Source organism: Sphingobacterium sp. NPDC055431, from assembly GCF_053644255.1.
The window spans coordinates 231695-255290 of sequence record NZ_JBSHLH010000001.1 but is presented as its reverse complement, the minus strand read 5'-3'; the positions used below and the strand labels follow the sequence as shown (position 1 = coordinate 255290).

At 39.0% G+C, this 23596-nt stretch carries 15 protein-coding genes; 8 read left to right on the top strand and 7 right to left on the bottom strand.

The window, feature by feature from the left end:
• The first annotated feature begins 233 nt into the window (after positions 1-233).
• On the top strand, positions 234-698 hold the full coding sequence (locus tag ACWIB3_RS01120) for a methionine-R-sulfoxide reductase (protein ID WP_185211318.1): 465 nt from the start codon (positions 234-236) through the stop codon (positions 696-698).
• Here the strand turns inward: ACWIB3_RS01120 and ACWIB3_RS01115 are convergent.
• On the bottom strand, positions 658-1692 hold the full coding sequence (locus ACWIB3_RS01115; protein WP_185211319.1) for a LacI family DNA-binding transcriptional regulator: 1035 nt from the start codon (positions 1690-1692) through the stop codon (positions 658-660). The two genes, ACWIB3_RS01120 and ACWIB3_RS01115, sit on opposite strands and share 41 nt — an antisense overlap.
• 158 nt (positions 1693-1850) lie before the next feature.
• On the opposite strand from ACWIB3_RS01115, the gene ACWIB3_RS01110 reads away from it, so the two are divergent.
• Both ACWIB3_RS01110 and ACWIB3_RS01105 read left to right on the top strand, forming a co-directional pair.
• Positions 1851-4112 (top strand): GH92 family glycosyl hydrolase, encoded by a 2262-nt coding sequence (locus ACWIB3_RS01110; protein ID WP_454290675.1) that lies wholly within the window; start codon positions 1851-1853, stop codon positions 4110-4112.
• 80 nt (positions 4113-4192) lie between these two features.
• Positions 4193-4519, top strand: coding sequence for a DUF493 domain-containing protein (locus ACWIB3_RS01105; RefSeq protein ID WP_313260982.1), 327 nt, complete (start codon positions 4193-4195; stop codon positions 4517-4519).
• A gap of 45 nt (positions 4520-4564) precedes the next feature.
• On the opposite strand, the gene ACWIB3_RS01100 is transcribed toward ACWIB3_RS01105, so the two are convergent.
• The 5 genes from ACWIB3_RS01100 to ACWIB3_RS01080 form a co-directional block, all read right to left on the bottom strand.
• A complete protein-coding gene (locus ACWIB3_RS01100; RefSeq protein WP_313260984.1) occupies positions 4565-5455 on the bottom strand; it encodes a hypothetical protein in 891 nt (296 codons plus the stop codon).
• Between the two features lie 160 nt (positions 5456-5615).
• Complete coding sequence (locus tag ACWIB3_RS01095; RefSeq protein WP_454290674.1) at positions 5616-7955, bottom strand: glycoside hydrolase family 95 protein; 2340 nt, start codon at positions 7953-7955, stop codon at positions 5616-5618.
• A 142-nt stretch (positions 7956-8097) separates the two neighbouring features.
• Positions 8098-10260 carry a polyribonucleotide nucleotidyltransferase gene (gene pnp / locus ACWIB3_RS01090; RefSeq protein WP_454290673.1) on the bottom strand — a complete coding sequence of 721 codons (2163 nt, stop codon included), beginning with the start codon at positions 10258-10260 and terminating at the stop codon, positions 8098-8100.
• Between the two features lie 223 nt (positions 10261-10483).
• A complete protein-coding gene (gene rpsO / locus ACWIB3_RS01085; RefSeq protein ID WP_093100604.1) occupies positions 10484-10762 on the bottom strand; it encodes a 30S ribosomal protein S15 in 279 nt (92 codons plus the stop codon).
• 121 nt (positions 10763-10883) lie between these two features.
• Positions 10884-12095, bottom strand: a complete 1212-nt coding sequence (locus tag ACWIB3_RS01080) for an acyltransferase family protein (RefSeq protein WP_454290672.1) — start codon at positions 12093-12095, stop codon at positions 10884-10886.
• Positions 12096-12311: 216 nt separating this feature from the next.
• Here ACWIB3_RS01080 and ACWIB3_RS01075 point away from each other — a divergent pair, with 216 nt between their 5' ends.
• The 5 genes from ACWIB3_RS01075 (at position 12312) to ACWIB3_RS01055 (ending at position 21027) form a co-directional block, all read left to right on the top strand.
• The gene (locus ACWIB3_RS01075) at positions 12312-13493 is read left to right on the top strand and encodes an ROK family transcriptional regulator (RefSeq protein WP_454290671.1); all 1182 of its coding nucleotides are present in this window, start codon (positions 12312-12314) and stop codon (positions 13491-13493) included.
• 19 nt (positions 13494-13512) lie between these two features.
• Positions 13513-16827 (top strand): SusC/RagA family TonB-linked outer membrane protein, encoded by a 3315-nt coding sequence (locus ACWIB3_RS01070; RefSeq protein ID WP_214649436.1) that lies wholly within the window; start codon positions 13513-13515, stop codon positions 16825-16827.
• Between the two features lie 4 nt (positions 16828-16831).
• A complete protein-coding gene (locus ACWIB3_RS01065) occupies positions 16832-18421 on the top strand; it encodes a SusD/RagB family nutrient-binding outer membrane lipoprotein (RefSeq protein WP_185211325.1) in 1590 nt (529 codons plus the stop codon).
• A 74-nt stretch (positions 18422-18495) separates the two neighbouring features.
• On the top strand, positions 18496-19926 hold the full coding sequence (locus tag ACWIB3_RS01060; RefSeq protein WP_454290670.1) for an alpha-L-fucosidase: 1431 nt from the start codon (positions 18496-18498) through the stop codon (positions 19924-19926).
• A gap of 72 nt (positions 19927-19998) precedes the next feature.
• Positions 19999-21027 (top strand): sialidase family protein, encoded by a 1029-nt coding sequence (locus tag ACWIB3_RS01055; protein WP_454290669.1) that lies wholly within the window; start codon positions 19999-20001, stop codon positions 21025-21027.
• Between the two features lie 33 nt (positions 21028-21060).
• Here ACWIB3_RS01055 and ACWIB3_RS01050 read toward each other — a convergent pair whose 3' ends face one another.
• Entirely contained in the window at positions 21061-23445 is a 2385-nt protein-coding gene (locus ACWIB3_RS01050) for a glycoside hydrolase family 3 N-terminal domain-containing protein (protein ID WP_454290668.1), read from the bottom strand.
• Positions 23446-23596: the final 151 nt, after the last annotated feature.

Sequence of the window (23596 nt, the reverse complement as noted above, 5' to 3'; positions counted from 1 at the left end):
CTTTATACTATTTTATGTGTAATAATTAATTGTTGACTCTTCAGTACATGTACACAATACCGTACAAAACAATGCACAAAAGTATAACTTATTAAGCAATCCCTGACAATTTGATGACGTAATTTATCAATTTATATTCATTCTAAATAGAACTCTTTATATAGCTCTATATCATTACAAATTAACATTCAATTGATATTTCAATAATCTTTTTTTAGTAAATTAGCTTCCTTATGAAAGCAATTTATTGCATATTAATTTTAATTGTTTTATCTGGTTGTGCTCATTCGCAATCAAACAATACTGCTAAAACTATGGATCAAAACAAAAAATACAACGAATTAACTCCCGAAGAACAATATGTAATCCTCAATAAAGGAACAGAAAGGCCATTTACTGGTCAACTTCTGAATAACAAAGAAAAGGGAACTTATGTTTGTAAACGATGTGATGCTCCATTATACCATTCGGAAGATAAATTTGAATCCCATTGTGGATGGCCAAGTTTTGATGATGAAATTCCAGGTGCTGTAAAAAGAGAAACTGATGCGGATGGTAGAAGGACCGAGATCCTTTGTGCTGCCTGTGGTGCCCACTTGGGCCATGTTTTTGAAGGCGAAGGATTCACCTCCAAAAACACTAGGCACTGTGTCAATTCTATTTCAATGAAGTTTGTTCCAGCGTCTCCTCAGAAATAACCGAGGAACCTCGAACCAATAGCTCACTAGGGATTACAATTTTCTGTAATTCTTTGTTTTTTCCCTTAATCTCATTTAATAGGGTATGGATTAGTTCATTTGCTATGGCAGATGTATCCTGAGTTACCACGCTGATGCCTGGCTCATACAGCTTAAACAGAGTGTGGTCATCGAACGCCACCATATTTGGCAACTTCATACTATACTTTTTCACTGCTTTTAGACCATCAATGGCCAGATAGTTAGTTGCAAATAAAACAGCATCTAAATTATTGGCACTGATAAATTCATGGATTTGATCTATTGAAGAATCTTCGTTTTCATCTATCTTCACTTTTTTAATGAACGCTTGTTGTTGGAACTCGTCAATTGCTTTCATATAGCCATCTAGACGGTCTCGCATCTGGGTTTGATTAGAATACAATGAAACAAAGCCAACTCGTTTATTATTCTGGTTTTCCAATAAGTGCCTAGTTGCGTCAAATGCTCCATTAAAATTGTCCAATACCACATAATGGGTCTCTAATTGAGGGATATAGCGGTCAAAAAGTACCAATGGCACATTATTCTTGATTAAATTGGAAAGCGTATCATCCAATCCTTCAGGAGGTGTAATGATATACCCATCAACTTGTCTATCATAAAATAATTGGATTAATTCCCTCGCTTTGGTCTCATCATTATCCATACTACAATAAATAATATGATAACCATTGTCATAGGCAATCCTTTCTATATACTTGGCGACATTGGAAAAGAAGGGATTGGAAATGTCTTCAACGATCAAACCTAAAATCTTGGATTGGCCAGTCCTCAAACTCTGGGCTAATTGGTTGGGCTTATACCCCACTTTTTTCACATAGTCCAAAACCCGCTTTGTCAAACCCTCACTGATCCTTTTTTCCTTAGCCTTACCATTTAAAATAAATGATACAGTCGTTACGGATACCCCAAGGTTCTTTGCAATGTCACTAATTAAAATTCGTTTTCTCATGTTAGGTTAATAAAATGCAATTCAAAATCTATCAAATATATAAACTCGGCTAAATTTTAGCAAATTTATGCTAAAGATTTTGCTAAAAATTTGGCTAAAAGGGTTTATTAGGTTTAAAAACGTACATTTGTTATTGTACACTATTTATAACGACATTTATGAAATTACATTATAAATCATTTGCAATTATTTTTGCAACAGGATTACTGTCTCTTCCTGTAACCAAAGTCGCCGCTCAGCAATATACAAAATATGTTGACCCTTTTATCGGAACGGGTGGTCATGGTCACACTTTCCCAGGCGCTACTGTCCCCTTTTCTTTAGTGCAGCTATCTCCTGACAATGGAAAGAATGGTTGGGACTGGGTGAGTGGCTACCATTTCAGTGCAGATTCCATCGCTGGATTCAGCCATATGCACCTCAGCGGAACGGGTATCGGCGATTGGCTGGATATTGCCATCATGCCCTTAAATCAACCTGTCAACAAAAAAGACTTCGATACCCGAATAAAATTCTCGCACAATAATGAAAAAGCTAGCCCGGGATATTACGAAGTGAGATTAGACAACGGGATACAGGCTAGACTAACATCTACTGAACGCGTAGGACTACATAACTACACTTTCCCTAAAAACACCGAACCAACCATCAGATTAGACCTTGGTCATGCCTATAACTGGGATAGACCAATGGATACCGAAATCAAGATCTTAAATGACAGTACGGCAATTGGTAAAAGGTATTCTTATGGCTGGGCGAATCAACAGCATATTTATTTTGCAATCCGCTTCAATAAACCATTTAACTCTTATTTATTGAATGGGAACAAATCCAATGAAAAACAGATTTCTCAACTCAACAATTCAAGACAAGGCCCGGTTAATGCAGTAAATGCACAATTTATTTTCCAAAAGATAGATCAAGTGGATCTCAAGGTTGCTCTTTCAACCACATCAGCAGAAAAAGCAGTGGATGCTCTAAATGAAATACCGAATTGGGATTTTAACCAGGTGAAATCGAATGCCGAAAACCAATGGGAAAAAGAATTAGGAAAAATCAAGGTAGAATCTACCGATGAAACTTTGAAAAAAATCTTTTATTCCGCTTTATACCATACTGCTGTTTCCCCAACCCTTTATTCAGATCAGGATGGTGAATACAAGAACTACAAAGGGGAATTTCATAAAATGAAAAATGCCGGCCAACGTTACACATTATTTTCACTTTGGGACACCTTCCGTGCATTAAAACCCTTACTAACTATCACGCAATCTGAACGCTATACTGATATCATGAACAGCATGTTAGCTTTCTATGATGAAAATGGATTGCTCCCGGTTTGGGACCTTAGCACATTTGAAACCAATACAATGACTGGCTATCATGCTGTCCCTGTACTTGCAGATGCTGTATTAAAAGATATCCCAGGAATCGATCAGGAAAAAGCGTTTAAGGCAATGCTAGCAAGTGCTAATCAAAAAATTAGGGAAGTCCCTGATTATATTGAATATGGATATGTTCCGCAAGATGTAAACGGCGGTTCAGTGACATCAACGCTGGAATACGCATTTGATGATTATTGCATTTCCTTGGTTGCCAAAAAACTAGGAAAGAAAAAGGAGTTTGAAGAATACACTAATCGCGCTAAGAATTACATCCACCTTTTCGATCCTAACTCTGGTTTTATGCGGGCAAAATTGAAAAACGGAAAATTCGTTGAACCCTTTGATCCGTTCTATTCAGAACATGAATTCTCAAAAAGCCAATATATCGAAGGAAATGCTTGGCAACACTCCTTCTTTGTCCCTCATGACGTTAGGGGTTTAGCTAAATTGTTCCCGAAAAAGGATGGTCTAGACTACATGTTGGACACCTTATTCACTGCCCCATCCTATATGACTGGAGAAAACCAATCACCTGATGCAAGTGGCTTTATTGGTCAATACGCTCATGGAAACGAACCGAGCCATCATATTGCCTACATGTATTCCTACCTAGGGAAACCATGGAAAACACAGGAAAAAGTTAGAGCCATTATAGATTCCATGTACCATGAAAGGCCAGATGGATATGCAGGAAATGAAGATGCAGGTCAAATGAGCGCTTGGGCAGTTTGGTCGATGATGGGCTTATACCCTGCTTCTCCTGTAAATGGAGAATATGTATTCGGAAGTCCAGCCCTTGACAAATCTCATATTACAATGCCAAATGGCAAAACATTCAGCATTATTGCCAAAAACAACTCTAAAAAGAATATTTATATCAAATCCATTACTCTGAATGGAAAACCATACAAAAAGACCTATATCACCCATAAGGACATGTTAAAGGGCGGAACTCTGGAATTCCAGATGAGCGATGTCCCGAATCAAAAATTTGGAACAAAAAAGAAATCTTTACCTACTTCAATGGAAAATTAAACAAAACCAAAAATATTACGTTTTGTCATATATTGGCCTTGGGTACACTTATTGATACTTAAGGGAAAGGAGAAGAAAAAATGGAAGAATTAAACAACAATATTAACATCAAGGACATACAAGACGACAGCAACAATCAAGACTTTTACAAAAACTTTAAAGATAAATTGATTGAGGTAGAACAGTTTCCGTCCATTTATACTTTCAAATTCATCGTAAAATCGGATTCTGACCAAGCTGAAAAGGTAAAAGGATTGTTTACTCATGCCTCAGCTAAGTTTTCAGAGAAAAAATCATCAGGAGGAAAATACACTTCGATTTCAATCGAAAACTATGTAAACAATGCCGACGAAGTAATCAACTATTACAAAAAAGTGGGGGAAATCCCAGGTGTAATGATGTTATAAGTAAAATACTAAAATAGAAAAGGGTGTCAAATTGACACCCTTTTTCTATTCTTTCAACCCTTGAATAGCCCTTTCAACTGCTTCAGGATCTTTCAGATTAACCCCTCTTTTTTTCATAGAAATATAAAAATTACCTGGAATAATAACATATCGATATAGTATGTAGCTGCTCATGGAAATTGTTGGCCCACCATCATAAGCCATCCTCATAACTACCAATTCCCTCAATTTGGGGTGAAATGTAATGGTCGACATCCTAAATACCGCATAACTTGTAAATGGCAGTGGGTAAACACCTTGACCATAATCCAAGTAAACCAAAATAGCAGAATTTGCTAAAACCTCTTTGGTTAATTGTGGTTCATAAATATGAGCAGCCCTAACCCTTGTATTGTCAAATGATGTATCCACCATGCGGACCACAGTTCTCCAACCTGAATACATAATCTTAACATTGGCTTTTAAATTTGCTCCAACTCCCCATCCAGTACTTGTCTTTGGGCCATATAAAACCATTTGAGCCGTGTTAAAATAAAAATCGCCTACAGCACCCAATGTTACCGCGGGAATTGTAGTACCTGAAAGAAATTGAGAACCATTTTTCCCGTTGCTCCCATTAGTTCCATTAGTTCCGTTCTTGCCATCGGCACCTTTCAACTTCGTAGGACTTCCCCATCCTGAGCTAGCCTTAGGCCCATATAAGTCTCCAGTCGTTGTTCTAAAATAAAAATCACCATTCTTTCCCAAACTCGTAGCTGGAACTGCAGTACCACTGTAAATCATAGATCCATCAGCTCCTTTTGCTCCAGTTACACCTTTGTCGCCCTTATCTCCTTTTGCTCCTTCAGGACCCATTTCACCCTGATCACCCTTCTTACATGAACCTGCCCCGAAAATAATGAAGGCCAGTAAAATCATTAATAATTTAGTTTTCATAATCTTTTGTTTAAAATCATCATATATTATTGGATGACCTAAACTACTTGTTAATGCAAACTTAAATTATCAATAATGAGTAAATCCCAGTGCAGATTGAGTGAACAATTTATTCTAATGAGGGACTAAATCATAAGCTGTTTAAACATAAATCATCAAATCAATTTAAAGTCAAGGTATTCAACCCTTCCTTCACTTTAAATTCCTTAACCACTTTCCCAAAACGAACTTTAATCTTTTCTGCAGCTTTTGCTTGTACAGTTAAAGAAACAATCCTATTATTTTCCCATTTATAACTAACTTTTTTGTCTCCCCTAGTTTTTATCCCATCTACCGAACCAGACTTCCAAGAAACAGGAACTGCTGGCAAAAGATGAATTTCACCATTTTGGGATTGAACTAGCATTTCAGCAAAACCGGCAGCTCCACCAAAATTCCCGTCAATCTGGAACGGTGGATGGGTACTGAACAAATTAGGAAGGCAGGTTTTCCCGATCAGTTCCTTTAAATGTTTATTAGCTTGTTCTCCATCATATAATCGGGCATAAAAATTGACAATCCATGCTTTACTCCAACCAGTATGCCCACCTCCTGAGGCAAGTCTGTTTTCAATCGTTTTCTTGGCAGCCTCAAATAATTTAGGGTCATTAGGGTTAATGGAATTCCCGGGATATAAACCCAACAAATGCGACATATGCCTATGCCCAGGCTCCACTTCATCATAATCATGGATCCATTCCTGGATTCCGCCATTTTTCCCAACTCGGATTGGAGGCAATTGCTTCCTCACTTCTTTAATCCGTGCCAGCAGTTCTTTGTCCTCCTTCAATAATGTGGCAGCCTCTTCGAAATTATCAAACAGCTCCAAAATGATTTCTATATCTATGGTACTCATATAAGATAATTGAGACCTGACTTCTTTGCCATCAACCATGGTCTTAAACTCATTTTCAGGAGAGTGAGAAGGATTCGTCACTAAATACCCCTCAGGTGACTTGATCAAGAAATCTAAAACCCACAATAAGGACCCTTTAAGGATTGGATAAGCCACATTCTTCAGGTATGTCCTATCTTGACTGAAAGCAAAATGACGATAAACCGGGAATGTCATCCATGGACCAGCCATCGGCGAGACTCCCCATACACCATCAGCCACCCCTGTTCTTCCAAATGGGTCAGTCAAGTGGTGGATCGTCCAACCTCGCGCAGCATACATTTCCTTTGCTGCTCTTTCTCCCGGTTTCATTAATTCTTTCATGAAATTCGCCAATATCACACTAGTTTCTCCTAAATCACCTGACTCCGCAGGCCAATAGTTCATTTGCAGATTGATATTCGTATGAAAATCAGAGTTCCAGGGTGCTTCATATTCCTGGTTCCAAATCCCTTGCAGATTCGCTGGTAATCGGCCGGGTGAACGACTTGAAGACATCAAAAGATATCTGCCATATTGATAAAATAGTACCGGCAAGCCAAAATCTTCCTTCCCTTCTGAAAAAGCCTTCAACCTTTGGTCTGTAGGGAAATTTGACTCCCCAGATGAATTTATAGCTACTTTAACTCTTTCAAACATGGAACGATGCTCATGAACATGACTTCGATAGTAGTCTTGCGTCTGATCAGCCTGAATATGGTTCAATTTAGATTGAATTATTGATTTCAGGTTCTTTTCTCCTGTAAAGCTAAGTTCCTCCAATTCATAATCCGTGATTCCGGTATAGACCAATTCAAGCTTTTTTACATCTTTAAATCGAATGCCTGACCCCGTATCATCACTGAACACTTCATATTCCCCTTCGATACTCTTGACCATAAGTCCAGCTGCAAATTGCATATGTGATCCGGCAGGTCCAGCATCCTTTTTGACTGAATCTTGAATCTGTCCAGTATAATATGCTCCATTCTTCCATGTCCCATATTCATTCACATCTCGACTTCTATCAAGCTTTACAGTAAACGAAATTGCTGCTCTTGACTCCCATTTCAGAAACAATGCATCCCCAACAGAAGGGATATAGGAAGTTTGTGTTATTTTATTAGAATGGATTGTAAATGCTGTGCGATGAACTCCTTCATTTAGATTAAGGACTCTTGAATATTCCTCTACCTTATCTTTCCCCCAATCGTATTCCACTCTTACATTTCCCAAAGGTTGATAGGATCGGATCCTAGCAGGAGTGCCAACCATATATTTTGTTGCCAACTCCTTAGCCAAATCGAATTGATTTCTAAATATGGCATCTTGGATTTCCTTCAAGTGCGAGGCAGATTCTGGGTTATTGTTATTGATTGGGCTTCCTGCCCATAGGCTCTCCTCATTCATCTGGAACAGCTCATGATCATATCGACCATGAACCATCGCCCCAAGACGACCATTACCCAACGGCAATGCTTCTGTCCACTTGACAGCTGGTTGTTGATACCATAACTTTAGATCAGACTCCTGACCGATCAGAAAACAAGGAAATAATAAAAGGATTAGGTTTAGTAGGTTTTTCATTTCATTAATTTACGAATTTTGACCTAAGACTAAAAAACAAAAGACATTAGACCTGTTGTAAGTTTCAAGTCTAATGTCTTTTATCCTCTGGTTGGAGGTCAAAAAAGAAAGAGAGCAATTCGCATCGCTCTCTTTCTCTATATTATTCGCCTTGTGGCTTGTTTTCTTGTTTTGGCTTATCTTCTCTTGGAGGACGAGGCAACAAAACTTTACGAGAAAGCTTCATTTTTCCTTGTTTGTCCACATCCAAAAGTTTTACAGTCACCATATCACCTTCTTTGAATACACCGTCCATTGTTTCAAGACGTTTCCAGTCAATTTCAGAAATATGTAATAATCCGTCTTTACCTGGCATGATTTCAACGAATGCACCAAATGGCATGATTGATTTCACTTTACCTTCGTAGATTTCACCAATTTCTGGTTTAGCAACAATCGCTTTGATTCTTGCCAATGCAGCATCGATGGCTTCTTTATTGTCAGCAAAGATTTGAACCACACCTTTATTGTCAACTTCTTCAATTGAAATAGTGGCACCAGTCTCACGTTGCATTTCTTGGATAATTTTACCACCTGGTCCAATTACAGCACCGATAAATTCCTTATCGATTAAGATTTGGATGATACGTGGAGCATGTGGTTTGTAGTCCTCACGTGGAGCAGAAATAGTCTTAGCCATTTCACCCAAGATATGTAGACGAGCTTCTTTCGCTTGATCTAATGCCTGAGTCAAAACTTCCCATTTAAGACCATTGATCTTAAGGTCCATCTGACATCCTACAATACCTTTTTCAGTACCTGTAACTTTAAAGTCCATATCGCCTAAGTGATCTTCATCACCTAAGATATCCGAAAGGATCGCATATTTACCTGTTTTCTCATCAGTGATCAATCCCATTGCAATTCCTGAAACTGGAGCAGCAATCTTAACACCGGCATCCATTAATGCTAATGTACCAGCACATACGGTTGCCATTGATGATGAACCATTTGATTCTAAGATATCAGAAACAACACGGATAGTATAAGGATTGTCTTCTGTAGGAAGAACTTGTTTCAATGAACGCATCGCTAAGTTCCCGTGTCCAACTTCACGACGACCTGGACCTCTATTTGGCCTTACCTCGCCAGTTGAAAATCCTGGGAAATTATAGTGTAAGATGAATTTATTATACCCATGGAAGAAAGCTCCATCGATCATTTGCTCATCATCTTTAGCGCCCAATGTCACTGAAGTCAATGATTGTGTTTCACCACGTGTAAATACCGCTGATCCGTGAGCAGCTGGCAAATAATCTACCTCTGTCCAAATAGGACGTACAGTACGAACATCACGACCATCTAAACGAATTCCTTCATCTAATACAAGATTACGAACTGCGTCATATTGAACATCGTGGTAATACTTCTTCATCAAGAATTCTGTATCCTCATCGATTTCATCACCCATAGTTTCAAAGAATGATTGACCAATCTCTGCGAACTTCTCTGTACGTTCATGCTTGCTAGATTTTGATTTAGCAACTTCATAAACTTTCTCATAAGTAGCTGCATAGATTGCATCTTTCAATTCTGGATTAGAAGGCTCATGGTTGAAATCACGTTTTTCTTGTGATCCTACTAAATATGCCAATTCAATCTGTCCAGCAACTTGTTTTTTGATAGCTTCATGAGCAAAAGCAATAGCTTCTACCATTTCAGTTTCCGAAATTTCTTTCGCTTCTCCTTCTACCATCACGATGTCTTGTGCAGAACCCGCAACAATAAATTCCAAAGATGCTTTCTCCAATGCTGAAACAGTCGGGTTGATCACCAACTCACCTTCAATCTTCGCAACACGAACCTCTGAAATAGGTCCATTGAATGGAATATCAGATACAGCAATAGCTGCTGATGCTGCCAATCCTGCCAATGCATCTGGCATAATTTCTTTGTCCGCAGAAATTAAGCTTACCATAACCTGCGTATCAGCATGGTAAGTTTCTGGGAACAATGGACGTAAAGCCCTATCGATTAAACGTGAAATCAAAACCTCATAATCTGAAAGTCTTGCCTCACGACGTAAAAATCCTCCTGGAATACGACCTGTAGCCGCATATTTCTCTTGGTAGTCTACTGATAATGGAAGAAAATCAGCACCAGCTTTAGGTTCTTTTGACGACACCACGGTCGCTAGCAACATCGTTGCTCCTTGTTTCAAAACTACTGATCCATCAGCCTGTTTAGCTAACTTACCAGTCGACAATTCAATGGGAGCTAGTCCGCCACCCATCTCAATTGTTACTTTCTTTTCGTTATAACTCATTGTTTTTTCTTTGTGATGCATTTGCGTCATTTTACATGCACCAAATTAATATTGACCTTTTTAATCGCACAAAGGTAATTAAAAATTCATTGCCGAATCATCAACGGCCATAATTTTAGAATCTCAGCCCATTCATTATAAGCGTGGTGCAATTTTATTAATTCAAAATAAAAAAGGGACCCTGAATATTCAGGGTCCCTTTTAAAAGCTCTTTACAGATTGCTTATTTGATGATATCACGTAAGCCTAATGCTTTGATGATAGCACGGTATCTTTCGATATCCTTTTTGTACAAATAAGCTAATAATGAACGACGCTTACCTACTAATTTTTGTAGGGAACGTTGTGTGTTAAAATCTTTTCTGTTTGATTTCAAGTGCCCAGTTAAGTGAGCAATTCTTTTTGTAAATAAAGCTACTTGTCCTTCTGCAGAACCTGTGTTTTCAGCTGCTCCTGCAAATTCTTGGAAGATATCAGCTTTGTACTCTTTACTTAAATACATTTCGTGAATAATATTAAAGCGTTAAAAATTTTATTAATTGCGTGCAAAGTTAACATCTTCTTACCGAAACAAAAAATTTATTGTTCTTTTATTGATGCTTCTATTGCTCAGTAACTTAGAATTACACTTTAATGTAGATTTTCTTTTGATCTAACCAGTAACAAATTGCCCACATAACGACCAGAAAACATAATGAATAGGCAAACGAACCGATTTCGGGTATTCCTGGAATCTGTGCACATACATTTTTATAGAACCAGGTTAATGGACTACCGAATGTTGTTTCTCCAAGGTCGTTCACTCCCATCGGAATACGGATTAAACCCAAGGTCTTCGGCAACAGCCCACTTAAAACAAAGATAAAAAGTGGATTTTTCCCAAAGACATCAAAGAATCGTGTCAACCAATTCTTAACTCCCTGCACTTCTATATACCAGATCATGGTGCCAATAGTCAATATTCCTAAACCTGTTGTATATAGTACATAAGAGCTCGTCCAGATCTTTTTATTGATCGGGAAACCCAAAGACCAAGTCCACGCTAGGACCAATAAGATAAATCCCGTCACAAACATTCCCGACAACAACTTAAAGTGGGGTTCATTGGTCTGTGGTACCTTTGTCCATAACCAATCTACTTGACCCTGCTTTTTGATAAACACTCCTGCTAAATAACCGAATACCACCTGAACAACAGCGGGCATAGCACTCATTAATCCTTCTGGATCAAATGGCACACCCTCTCCCTTGTACATATGGGCCACCCCAAGAATTTGCTTGTCTATCGCAGTACCAAACCATCCTTCTAATGAATAAGGATCTCCTGTTCCCAAAAAGGCGCATAATCCCCAATAACCTAAAAGGATCAACGCTGATATAAATATTAAGGTTCTAGGTTTAAAATAATAAGCCAAAATTGAGGCAAAGAAATAAGCAATGGCAATTCGCTGCAATACTCCTAAAATCCGAACTCCCTGTTCAGGATTACTGCTATTTACCCATTCCCTAAATTGTAGAACCCCATCAGACCAATGGACAAATGGAAACCAGTTCAATCCCAATCCAATCAAAAAGATCAATATCGTCCGCTTGATCACTTTCTTCCAAAATATGCCATCGCCTGCCTCCTGTAATCTCGGGATCACAAATGACATCGCATTTCCTACTGCAAATAGAAAAAAAGGAAAAACCAAATCCGTAGGAGTACAACCATGCCATGGCGCATGCTTTAATGGAGCAAACATATGCGACCAGGTCCCCGGGTTGTTAACCAAAATCATTAAGGCAACTGTCGCTCCCCTAAAGACATCTAATGAATAATAGCGCTGTTTCATAATTTATATTCTCCCGAAGTTACAATTAAACACTCATAAAAATGCAACACAAAAACTATTAATTAGCCAATCAGGCATAAAAACGCATAAACCCCTGCCACTTTGCTTATTTTTTAATTGAATTCAACGACACTTATTAATTTTTTTAAAAAGTATTTGTTAGTTAATTTATTTTTATCATAATTTTACGGAAGTATTAAATAATCAATTTTAACTTTGGATAGCCTTAAATTATCAATACTAAAGCGGTTATATTTTTCCAATCCGCAATCGATTGCAGAACTTAGTGCGTCGATTGGGAAAAGTGTGCCCAATATTACCAATGCCGTAAATAAATTATTGCAACTAAACCTGATCGAACAAGACGGCCTAGCTCCTTCCACAGGTGGTAGACGTGCTGCTCAATTTGTACCCAACGAAAAACAGCTCCCTTTAATTCTATCCATTGCTATTGACCAATTTTATACTTCTGTAGTCGTTGTTGACTTTAAAAACCAATATAAAACCGCAATAAATACCGAGGTTATCGACCTAAGAGAGGACGATGCCTATGAAAAAGTTATTGCACTGACTAAAACAACAATTCAACAAACCGATGCTTATCAAATTTATGGAATTGGGGTAACCATTCCTGGATTTGTAGATAGCACAACAGGCAAAAACAATTCTTATAGTAGCAATTCCCCATTCTACGACCTGAAAACTAACATTCAAAAAGAATTTAACTTGCCGACTTTTGTGGAAAATGACTCTTCCGCAATTGCAATTGCAGAACATAAATTTGGCTCTGCCAAATCCATTCAAGATGTCATGGTGGTCAACCTCAATTGGGGGGTTGGACTAGGAATGATCCTAGACAACGAACTCTACCGTGGCCATTCTGGATTTGCAGGGGAGTTCAGTCACATCCCTCTTTCTGACTCCAACAAACTTTGTTCTTGTGGTAAAAAAGGCTGCCTTGAAGTAGATGCTTCTCTTATGGCTGCCGTAGAATCAGCAACTAACTCTCTAAAATCCGGTGAGGTGTCCTCGCTACAATCGATTTTCAAACAACAAAAATACCTGACAGGTGACCAACTTTTAACAGCGGCTATTCAGGGTGATCAACTCGCCATGGAAGCGGTCAATAAAATTGGCTATATGTTGGGAAAAGGCATAGCAACCTTAATCCATATCATCAACCCTGAATTGGTGCTGATTTCTGGACGTGGTGCAAAAGCTAAGGATGTACTGTTGCCTAAAATTCAAAGCGCAGTATTGGAGTTTAGTATCAAAAGATTATCACAAAACACAAAAATTGAATTCTCTAACACAGAAAACATACAATTATTGGGTTCAACATGCATATGCATCTTGAACGCAGACAAAAACATCTATAAAACACAATTAATAGACTAATTACTTAAATCATCAACAAATGAGCAATTTTTACTCAAAATGTTGCAGTATAACCTTAGTTATGCTTTTCAGCTTATCTTCGTTATTTGCACAACAAACTGTTACGGGGAGAGTAACAGATCCTAATGGAGCAGGTCTTCCAGGAGTGAGTGTGTCTGTTGTTGGAACAAACAAAGCAGCTCAATCCAACATGGATGGAAACTACTCCATCGAAGCCAATAATGGCCAAAAACTACGCTTCACCAGCGTAGGCTATCAAACACAAGAAGTCAATGTTACTTCTTCCACCTTAAATGTAACCATGCAGGAAGATGCTGGTAACATCGATGAAGTCGTGGTAACTGCCATGGGTATCAAAAGAGCACCTAAGGAATTAGGCTATGCCATGAGTACCGTAGAAGCAAAAGAATTGACCAAAACAGGATCACCTAACTTTGCAGGTGCATTATATGGTAAAGCGCCAGGTGTTCGTATTTCTGCAGCTCCAGGTGGTGCTACTTCTGGTATTAACATCAATATCCGTGGGGTCAACTCAATCACCGGTAACTCTCAGCCTTTAATTATTATTGATGGTGTTCCAATGAGAACTACTACCTTCAATAACTCTAATTACTGGGGTGACCAAAGAGCAAGAGGTAACGGATTAGAAGACCTAAACCCTGAAGATATCGAATCCATCACTGTGCTTAAAGGTGCTTCTGCAGCCGCATTATATGGTTCCGAAGCATTAAATGGGGTAGTTATGGTGACGACTAAATCTGGTAAAGGTGGAGAAGGCGTTGCCATCGACTTTAATGCAACATATACCCATGACCAAATTGCCTACTTACCTCGCTTTCAAGATGTGAGAGGTCCTGGTTATACTACTCAATATGCTGATGCAGGCCAAGGCGAAGACATGTTCTTTTACTATGGTGATGATCTAGCAGTTGATGGTGTAAAAAGAGGTCTTTTAGGAGCAACAATTAACTTTGGTCCTAAATTCGACGGCCAACCTGTTGTTTCTTGGGATGGTAAAGTTAGACCTTATGTAGCGCAAAATTCATATGGCAAACTATTCAACAACCCAAATAATACCATCTTCAACTTAGCCCTATCGCATACAAGTGATAAAGCAAACACAAGGTTCTCGTTGACTAGACAAGACAACGAAATGACCGCACTGTCTTCATACAACAAGAAGAACATCGCTAGTATCAATTCAACTATGAAATTCTGGGATAAATTGACCACAGATATCGTAGTAAACTATGTTAATCAACATACCCACAACAGACCATTCTTGACAGACCGTCTTGTAAACAACTTTACAGGTATGATCTCGACCTTCGATAACCCAGAGTGGTATTTGGACAGATACAGCACTAGCCTTGGCTATAAATATGTAACTGGTTCTAACCAAAGTTTGACACCTGGAGAAAACTTAAGACACAATGGCTACAAAGCTGACGTATTAGACTTCATGTGGAATAACTTGGCTAGACAATATGATGAATACTCAAACAGGGTGATCGGATCATTTACCAACACTTGGCAAGTAACACAAGACTTCTCTATCCGCGGTAGATTCTCTGCAGATATGACGAACTTAAAAACAGATGATAAACAACCAAACGAAATTCCGGTTGCATTCGGACAGTCTGGATACTATGCATCTAATAATACGACTGCAAATATTTACTACACCGACTTATTGGCTTCGTATAGCAAGCAAATCACCGAAGATGTAAAATTAGGTGCAATGCTTGGTTATACTGCTACTAAATTGAATACAACGAATTTATCAGCAAATACCGACGGTGGATTATCTGTTAGAAATTGGTATGATATCAGTGCGTCAAACAATATTTCAAGAGGTAACTCAACAAAATTGAACTCTTTACGTGATGCAACATTCGGAACCATCAACTTTAACTTTAAAGATTTCTGGTTTGTAGAAGGTACATTAAGAAGAGAGCAAATTTCTCAAATGCACCCTGATAACAACGTACTATACTACCCTTCCGTAAACACCAGTATTATCTTGAATGAAGCATTCCAAATGCCTGAATTCTTCAATTATGCTAAATTAAGAGGTTCATATGGTATCGTGGGTAAATACCCAGACATCTATTTAAGTGCCTTAAGTTATTCCCAAGCTACTTTGGGTAATCAAGGTACCGATGCATCAGTATTGTATACTCAGATCCCAACTTCTTCTTTCGGTAATGAAAAAATCAAACCTGAAAACAAACACGAATTGGAAATCGGTTTAGAAACAAGATTGTTCAATAACAAATTAGGTTTAGACATTACCTATTATAACGGTAAAATCGTTGACCAGATCTTAAACTATACCCTTCCTTATTCTACAGGTTCTAACTCAATCCTAGCAAACGTAGGTACATTGAGAAACACAGGTTACGAATTTGCATTAAACGGAGCTCCTATTTCAAATGATAACTTCAAATGGAATTCAATCTTAAACTTTGCCTTCAACCGCAATAAGGTAGAAGCTCTTCCTGGTGGTGCTTCCCAATTAATGTTAGCAGATTACGATGGTTCTGCAGCGAGATTAGTTGCTAACGTAGGCCAATCTATGGGTGATATCATGGTACACCCTTACGTATATGATGCAAGCGGCAAAAAGATTGTTAATGATAATGGTCTTTACCAATTAGACCCAGATGAATGGGTAAAAGCGGGTAATGCAATGCCAAAAGTAACAGGTGGTTTCATCAATACTTTTACTTACAAAAACATCACTTTAGATGCATTGATCGACTTCCGTTGGGGCGGACATGCCATGCCTACTGGTATCAACTGGATGAAATCTCGTGGTCTATTGGAAGAAACCCTTACAGCAATGGATGCTGAGCACGGTGGTCTAAGCTATTATATCAAAGATGGTAAAGGTATTGCAACAACTGGAAACGCTGGCCCTGCTGGTGAAAAAGTATTCCACGATGGTATGGTAATGGACGGCGTTTTAGCAGATGGTTCTCCAAATACCAATATCATTTCTCAAGCATTCTACTACGCTCAAACTTACAACTGGGGAGGTCCTCAATACTCTAACTCAAACTACGGTTTGTATGTTCAGAAAAACAATTACATCAAGTTAAGAGAACTTTCATTGGGTTATAGATTACCTGCTTCTGTAGCAAAAAGCTTAAGAGCGAAAAACCTTCAGATCTCTGCATTTGCAAGAAACCTATTCTTCATTTATAGATCAATGAAAGATTTAGATCCTGAGCAAATGACAGGTGGTTCTTATTGGGTAAACAACGTTACTAATGCGGGTACTTCTCCTGCAACTAGAACTTATGGTTTCATGTTACGTGCAAGCTTCTAAAATTATGAAAACAAACAAATTATTGGTGATCGCGGGATTAATGGCTGCATCACTAGCAACGATAACCTCTTGTAAAAAAGAGTCCTTTGATGCTGAATATCGGAACCCTTCTAAAGTAACGAGTTCAACCATCGAAAAACAATATACAGGTGTACAATATGGCTATATCGAACTAGTCGTTCCAACCTATAGAAATTACTTTGTAACCCTTTCTCCAACCATTCACCGTTATCTACAAACAATTGGCTGGGCAAACACCACTGATCAATTAACGCCAGGTATGGCCGCAATTAACGATCGTTGGGAAAGATACTATAGAGGATTGGCACAATTCAGGGAATTTGAAAAAGTGTATAACGCTAGCCCTGAAGATGAAAAGGCAATGAAGAAAATCTTCTTATTGACTGCAAAGGTCTTTTTCTACGACCTAACGCAACAACAAGTGGATTTACATGGCGATATTCCATGGTCTCAAGCTGGTATGTTAAGTACAAATGGTGGTGATTATACCATCTCCTACTCAAAATTTGACAAGGCTGCAGATATCTATACTGCTATGTTAGACGATTTAAAATCCATCAGTACTGAATTGAGCAATTATACGCTTCCAGCAGCAGTAGTTAGTTCTTTCAAGACTCAAGATTTGGTTAACTCCGGAAATGTAGACTTGTGGAAAAAATACTGTAACTCCTTAAGATTACGTATGCTGACTCGCGTTGGAAAAGCTTCACAGTTTTCTGCTAGAGCTACCCAAGAAATCAATGAAATATTAGGCAATCCAACAAAATTCCCTGTCCTAGCATCGAATGCAGATAATATCCAAATTGATATCTTCAACAATGCCTCAGATGTGAATGCAAGAGGATTTAGGGATGCAATTGAAAGCTGGAACAACAATATTGCTGGAAAAGTAATGATTGACCACATGTTAAACAATGCAGATCCAAGACTTCCATTTATGTTTGAACCAGGCGCTGGTGCTAATGGAGCTTTCATCGGTCTAGATCAATCGCTAACAAGTGCTGTTCAATCATCACAGATTGCTGGAACACCTGCTAACCCGAGTAAGATTGCCATCTATAACAGATCTACTTATTCTCGCAACCAGAACTTCCCTGGTATCTTGATCACGGCTTCAGAAGTTGATTTCTTGAAAGCTGAAAATCAATTGAACAGTGGAAACGCGACAGCAGCAAAAGCTAGTTTTGAAAAAGCAATCAAAGAATCCATTGAACTACAGGTTTCATTGAGAAACATCAGTAATGATGGAACCGTAGCAAAACCTACTGCTCCAACTACTGCTCAGACAACAGCTTATATCAATAAAATCGGATGGGGAACAAACAACCTCCAATTGATCGCTATGCAAAAATGGTTACACTTCAACATTATCCAATCTGTAGAAAACTGGTCGGAGGTGAGAAGATTAAACTACCCAACTTTTGCGTTCCGTGTTGAAACTTCAGATTTCCAAAAAACAGTTCCTGTGAAATGGAATATGGTTCAAGATGAAATCACTTACAATCAAGAAAACTACAACGCTATCAAAGATCAAGACAACGTAAATACAAAATTATTCTGGGATGTAAATTAATGCCCAAACTAATTATTATATGAAAAGCCACTTCGCGTGGCTTTTCTTTTATCAACCCCCTAAACTTAATACCAATGAAGAGATCAACATTATTTACCGCAACTTTCCTCCTTGCTTCATCCCTTTCTTTTGGCCAAGCGCACAACGTCTCCGCGGGTTATCAAAAACCTACTGATCAACAGGTCATCCAGAATCTGGAGCAGTGGCAGGACATGAAGTTTGGGCTGTTTATGCACTGGGGAACCTACAGCCAATGGGGAATCGTGGAGAGTTGGAGTATTTGCCCTGAAGATGAAGGCTGGACCCAACGTAAACCCGAACACGGAAAAACCTATTTTGAATATGTAAAAAATTACGAAAACCTACAGAAATCTTTTAACCCTGTAGATTTCAATCCCCAAAAATGGGCCGATGCAGCAAAAGCTGCCGGAATGAAATATGTAGTATTTACGACCAAACACCACGATGGCTTCGCCATGTTTGACACCAAAGAGTCCGATTACAAAATCACTTCCAAGAATACCCCTTTCTCTAGTAACCCAAAGGCCAATGTCACCAAAGAAATTTTCAATTCTTTCCGAAATGAAGGTTTCAAAATAGGAGCCTATTTCTCCAAACCTGATTGGCACACAGAACACTATTGGTGGCCTTATTTCCCACCAAAAGACAGAAATGTAAATTACGACCCTACTAAATATCCAGAACGCTGGAACAATTTCAAAAACTACACCTACAACCAGATCAATGAACTGACCTCAGAATATGGAAAAGTTGACATCCTTTGGCTTGATGGGGGCTGGGTCAGACCCTTCAGTACCATTGACCAATCCGTGGACTGGCAACGCGGCATCAAGGTCGAACAGGACATCGATATGGACCGTATCGGTGGAATGGCAAGAAAAAATCAACCTGGGATCATTGTAGTAGACCGGACTGTTCCCGGAAAATGGGAGAATTACGTGACACCGGAGCAGGCTATTCCTGAACACCCACTAGATATTCCTTGGGAAAGCTGTATCACCATGGGAAATTCTTTCTCTTATGTCCCTAATGACCAATATAAGCCTACAAAAAAGATTGTAGAAACCTTAGTCAAGATTATTTCTCGAGGTGGCAACTACCTGATGAACATTGCTCCAGGACCAAATGGAGACTTTGATCAAGCTGCATACGATCGCCTTAAGGAATTGGCAAAATGGGTGCAGATCAATGAGTCTGCAATTTACGCGACAAGAAGTGTTGCTCCATATCATGAAAATGGATATTACTACACCCGTAGCAAGGACAATAAAACCATTAACGTATTCCACTTGTCCGAAGGCGAAAAATACAGTGCTCCAACCTCTTTTTCATTCCAAATCCCTGCCAACAGTAAAATTAAGGCAGTGAAAATCCTAGGCCATAATGGAAAAGCAAAATGGAATCTAAAGGAAAACATACTCACTGTACAGAATTCAGCCAAGAACCTGGATTATGCGACAGCCATTCAAGTCAGCTTAAGATAACCACTATCTGATTACAATTTCTTATCTTAAATACTGGATAAGAAATTGTAATCTAAATTGAAATCAATGCGTATGAAAACCTCCTATGTAATCCTCCTTCTTCTTTTTAACTTAAATCTTTTTGCACAATCGCCCCAACCCAACATTTTGAAATCTGAATTTATATTCGAGCAAGGCAAATATTTCGATCAATGTCACGCTTCAACCATTGAAGAGGCAAAAGACGGAACTTTGTTGGCCAGTTGGTTTGCAGGAACCCATGAGGGCAACCAAGACGTTAAGATCTGGGGAGCTACTTACGATGGAGAGAAATGGTCAGACCCAACAATTTGGGCCGATGGAGTCGCTGATAAAACCTACCCATGTTGGAACCCCGTGCTTTTCCGTAAAAATAATGATCAAACCATCTATCTTTTTTATAAGGTGGGCCCCAATCCAAGGGAATGGTGGGGAATGGTCAAAACCTCAAAAGACAATGGAAAAACTTGGTCAAAGGCAGAAAAACTACCTGATGGAATTTTAGGCCCAATCAAAAATAAACCTAAACAGCTTTCTAATGGTACCGTTGTTTCTCCATCCAGTGAAGAATTAAGTGAAACCCGTTGGCTTGCCCATGTTGAAATTGCTGATAAGAATATGAAAACATGGAAAAAATATCCAATCCACCATGAATCAACCTTGAATGTCATTCAACCAAGCGTTCTACAACACCCAAACAATAAGTTACAGGTTTTATGCCGCAGCAGAGAGGGTTCGGTCATTTCATCTTGGTCTACCGATAATGGCAAAACTTGGTCAGACCTTGAAAAAACAAATCTGATCAACCCCAATTCTGGAACTGATGCCATACCGGTAAACAACCAATATTGGATTGTTTACAATCCTGACATTCCTGGAAAAGAATGGTGGGAAGGAAGAGCAAAATTAAATATTGCCTTTTCCAATGATGGACGGGATTGGAAAAAGTTCATGGAATTAGAAAATCATGATAAAGGTGAATTCAGCTATCCAACTATCTTCCAAGATTCCAAAGGCAAGATTCATATAACTTATACCTACAATAGAGTCAATGTAAAACATGTGGTTTTAGACCCAAAATAAAACAGAAGGCCAGAATTAATTCTGGCCTTTCTCTTACTTCAATTTTTTACTGTCCATAACCTCAAATTCCCCATTCAGCTTAATATTATCGGATGCTGGACCTATCAATACCTTGAACTTTCCTTTTTCGACTTGCCAATCTTTGCTTGCTGTCCATAACTTCAAATCATTTTGATCAAGGGTAAAACTAACTTTTCGCGTTTCTCCCTTCAACAAAGGAACCCGATCAAATCCACGTAATTGTTTAACTGCTGAAACAGCGGAGCTGACCTCGTCGATTAGGTATAGCTGTGGCACTTCTTCACCATCAAAATTTCCGGTATTGACCAAATCGAAGGAAACTTCCACAACAACATCCTCATCCCCTTCTAATATTCCCATTTCCAAATTCTTGTATTCAAAATCAGTATAACTCAACCCGTATCCAAAGCTATATAATGGAGTAGACTCTTCATCAATGTAAGGATGATGTTTGGGCTTTTGATGATTGTAATATACCGGCAACTGCCCAATAGACCTTGGAACTGATATAGGAAGTCGACCTGCTGGATTATAATCCCCAAATAGCACATCCGCGATTGCTGTCCCTCCTTCTTGCCCTGGGTACCAGGCATCAAGAATGGCAGGAATATGTTCATCTGCCCAATTCAGGTTTAATGGCCTTCCTTTAATAACCACCAATACAACTGGCTTTCCGGTTGCCTGAATGGCCTGCATTAATTCCAGTTGATCACCCATCATATCCAATGAAGCACGATCAAACCCCTCTCCACTTTCCATATCAGATATCCCTTTTTTGCTACTTTCCACCTCTGCAGCACCCGTTGCTTGATAGGAAGTCTTAAAGTCGCGAGCACTTGAACCTCCAACAACCAAGACCACAACATCCGACCGTTTTGCAGCAGCAACTGCAGCAGGGATATCGGTCTGCCCCATATCACGGATCGCAGCCCCTTTTACATATTCAACTTCAGTTCTTGCTCCCAATTTCTCCTTAATCCCTGCCAGAACTGTCTTGACCTTGCCATCTGCCTGTGGCGCTGTATAATCGCCTAATTGATTGTAAACATTATCTGCATTCGGTCCAATCACCGCAATTCGCTTGAGATCTTTTTTCAAAGGAAGAAGATCCCCATCATTTTTTAGTAAAATGATAGACTCTCGAGCAACTTGTCTTGCAACTTCTATATTTTCAGGACTAGCCACTTTCTTCTTAGCTTCCTTTTCTGAAACAAAAGGATTTTCAAACAGACCTAAGCGAAACTTTGTGGTTAGGACTCTGCCAACCGATTGGTTTAATTCATCTTCACTCACTAACCCTTCTTTGATAGCTAACAACAAATTCTTATCATACCCCGAACCGCTTAGATCTACATCCAATCCTGCATTCAAGGCTTGCGATGCCCCTTCTGCTGGGTTTGCAGCTGTATTATGTCCTCCCGATAAACCTTGTATACTCAATAGATCAGACACGACAAACCCTTTAAATCCCCATTCTTTTCTCAAAACTTCATTCAACAACCAGGAATTTGAAGAACATGGAATCCCATCTATGGAATTATAAGCCGTCATTACGGACCAAGCTCCCTGCCTAACCGCTTTTTCAAAAGGGAATAGATAATTCATCCTCAAATCTCGCTCACCAACAGAAACACTACCTCCATTATGCCCCCCTTCCGGGACACCATATGCCACAAAATGCTTTAAAGTGGAAAACACCTTTCCTGCTTGACCAAGTTTCTCTCCTTGCATGCCCCTGACCATGGCTTCGCCCATCCTCCCCACTAAAAAAGGATCTTCACCGTAAGACTCTTCCGTCCTTGACCACCTTGGTTCTCGAGCTAGATCCAATACAGGACCATAGCCATTATGAACTCCAACTGCAGATGCTTCTGCAGCGATTACTCCGGCCATTTTTTCTATTAAAAACGGATTCCAGGTACTCGCTTGGCCAATGGCCGTTGGAAATGTGGTCGCTCCAATAGCCATATGCCCATGTGGAGTCTCCTCGGAAAGTAACAATGGAATACCCAAGCGCGTGCTATCAACCATGAATTTTTGCAAGGCGTTGGTTGCCTTGGCAGCCTCCTCTGGAGTCAGGCCTGTGATTAAAGTCTTCTGTGTCCATGGATCTGCGCGTAATGTTGCCCATAATAATCCGATTTTTTGATTCTTGACTGTTTCTTTAAACTTTTGACTTACCCCTATTTTTCCAGCATTCTTATCATACATTTCCCAACCCAGAACCTTCGATAGTTGACCAACCTTCTCTTCAAGGGTCATCCTGCCTAAAAGGTCTTCCACCCGTTTTTCTACGGGAAGATCCTTATTCTTATAGGGAAACTCCTGTGCTTGTAAAGTGGATTGACAGGCTACCATCAAACCAAAAATCAAAAGTCCTTTTATCTTAATTTTCATCTATTAACAATGCTTGGGATTAGGGATAAAAATCTACATATTATAATCATGGTAATTTAATCAATTTTATCCTTTTAGCGGTAAATAAACTATCTTTTGCTAATCAATCTCATTAGAATATGTTTTCAGTTTTCCATATATTTGGAAAGAC

Coding starts and splice junctions, on each gene's coding strand:
- ACWIB3_RS01065 (WP_185211325.1), top strand. CDS start 16,832: ATGAAAACAAACAAATTATTGGTGATCGCGGGATTAATGGCTGCATCA.
- ACWIB3_RS01105 (WP_313260982.1), top strand. CDS start 4,193: ATGGAAGAATTAAACAACAATATTAACATCAAGGACATACAAGACGAC.
- ACWIB3_RS01080 (WP_454290672.1), bottom strand. CDS start 12,095: ATGAAACAGCGCTATTATTCATTAGATGTCTTTAGGGGAGCGACAGTT.
- ACWIB3_RS01120 (WP_185211318.1), top strand. CDS start 234: ATGAAAGCAATTTATTGCATATTAATTTTAATTGTTTTATCTGGTTGT.
- ACWIB3_RS01110 (WP_454290675.1), top strand. CDS start 1,851: ATGAAATTACATTATAAATCATTTGCAATTATTTTTGCAACAGGATTA.
- ACWIB3_RS01050 (WP_454290668.1), bottom strand. CDS start 23,445: ATGAAAATTAAGATAAAAGGACTTTTGATTTTTGGTTTGATGGTAGCC.
- ACWIB3_RS01115 (WP_185211319.1), bottom strand. CDS start 1,692: ATGAGAAAACGAATTTTAATTAGTGACATTGCAAAGAACCTTGGGGTA.
- ACWIB3_RS01055 (WP_454290669.1), top strand. CDS start 19,999: ATGAAAACCTCCTATGTAATCCTCCTTCTTCTTTTTAACTTAAATCTT.
- ACWIB3_RS01070 (WP_214649436.1), top strand. CDS start 13,513: ATGAGCAATTTTTACTCAAAATGTTGCAGTATAACCTTAGTTATGCTT.
- pnp (WP_454290673.1), bottom strand. CDS start 10,260: ATGAGTTATAACGAAAAGAAAGTAACAATTGAGATGGGTGGCGGACTA.
- ACWIB3_RS01060 (WP_454290670.1), top strand. CDS start 18,496: ATGAAGAGATCAACATTATTTACCGCAACTTTCCTCCTTGCTTCATCC.
- rpsO (WP_093100604.1), bottom strand. CDS start 10,762: ATGTATTTAAGTAAAGAGTACAAAGCTGATATCTTCCAAGAATTTGCA.
- ACWIB3_RS01095 (WP_454290674.1), bottom strand. CDS start 7,955: ATGAAAAACCTACTAAACCTAATCCTTTTATTATTTCCTTGTTTTCTG.
- ACWIB3_RS01100 (WP_313260984.1), bottom strand. CDS start 5,455: ATGAAAACTAAATTATTAATGATTTTACTGGCCTTCATTATTTTCGGG.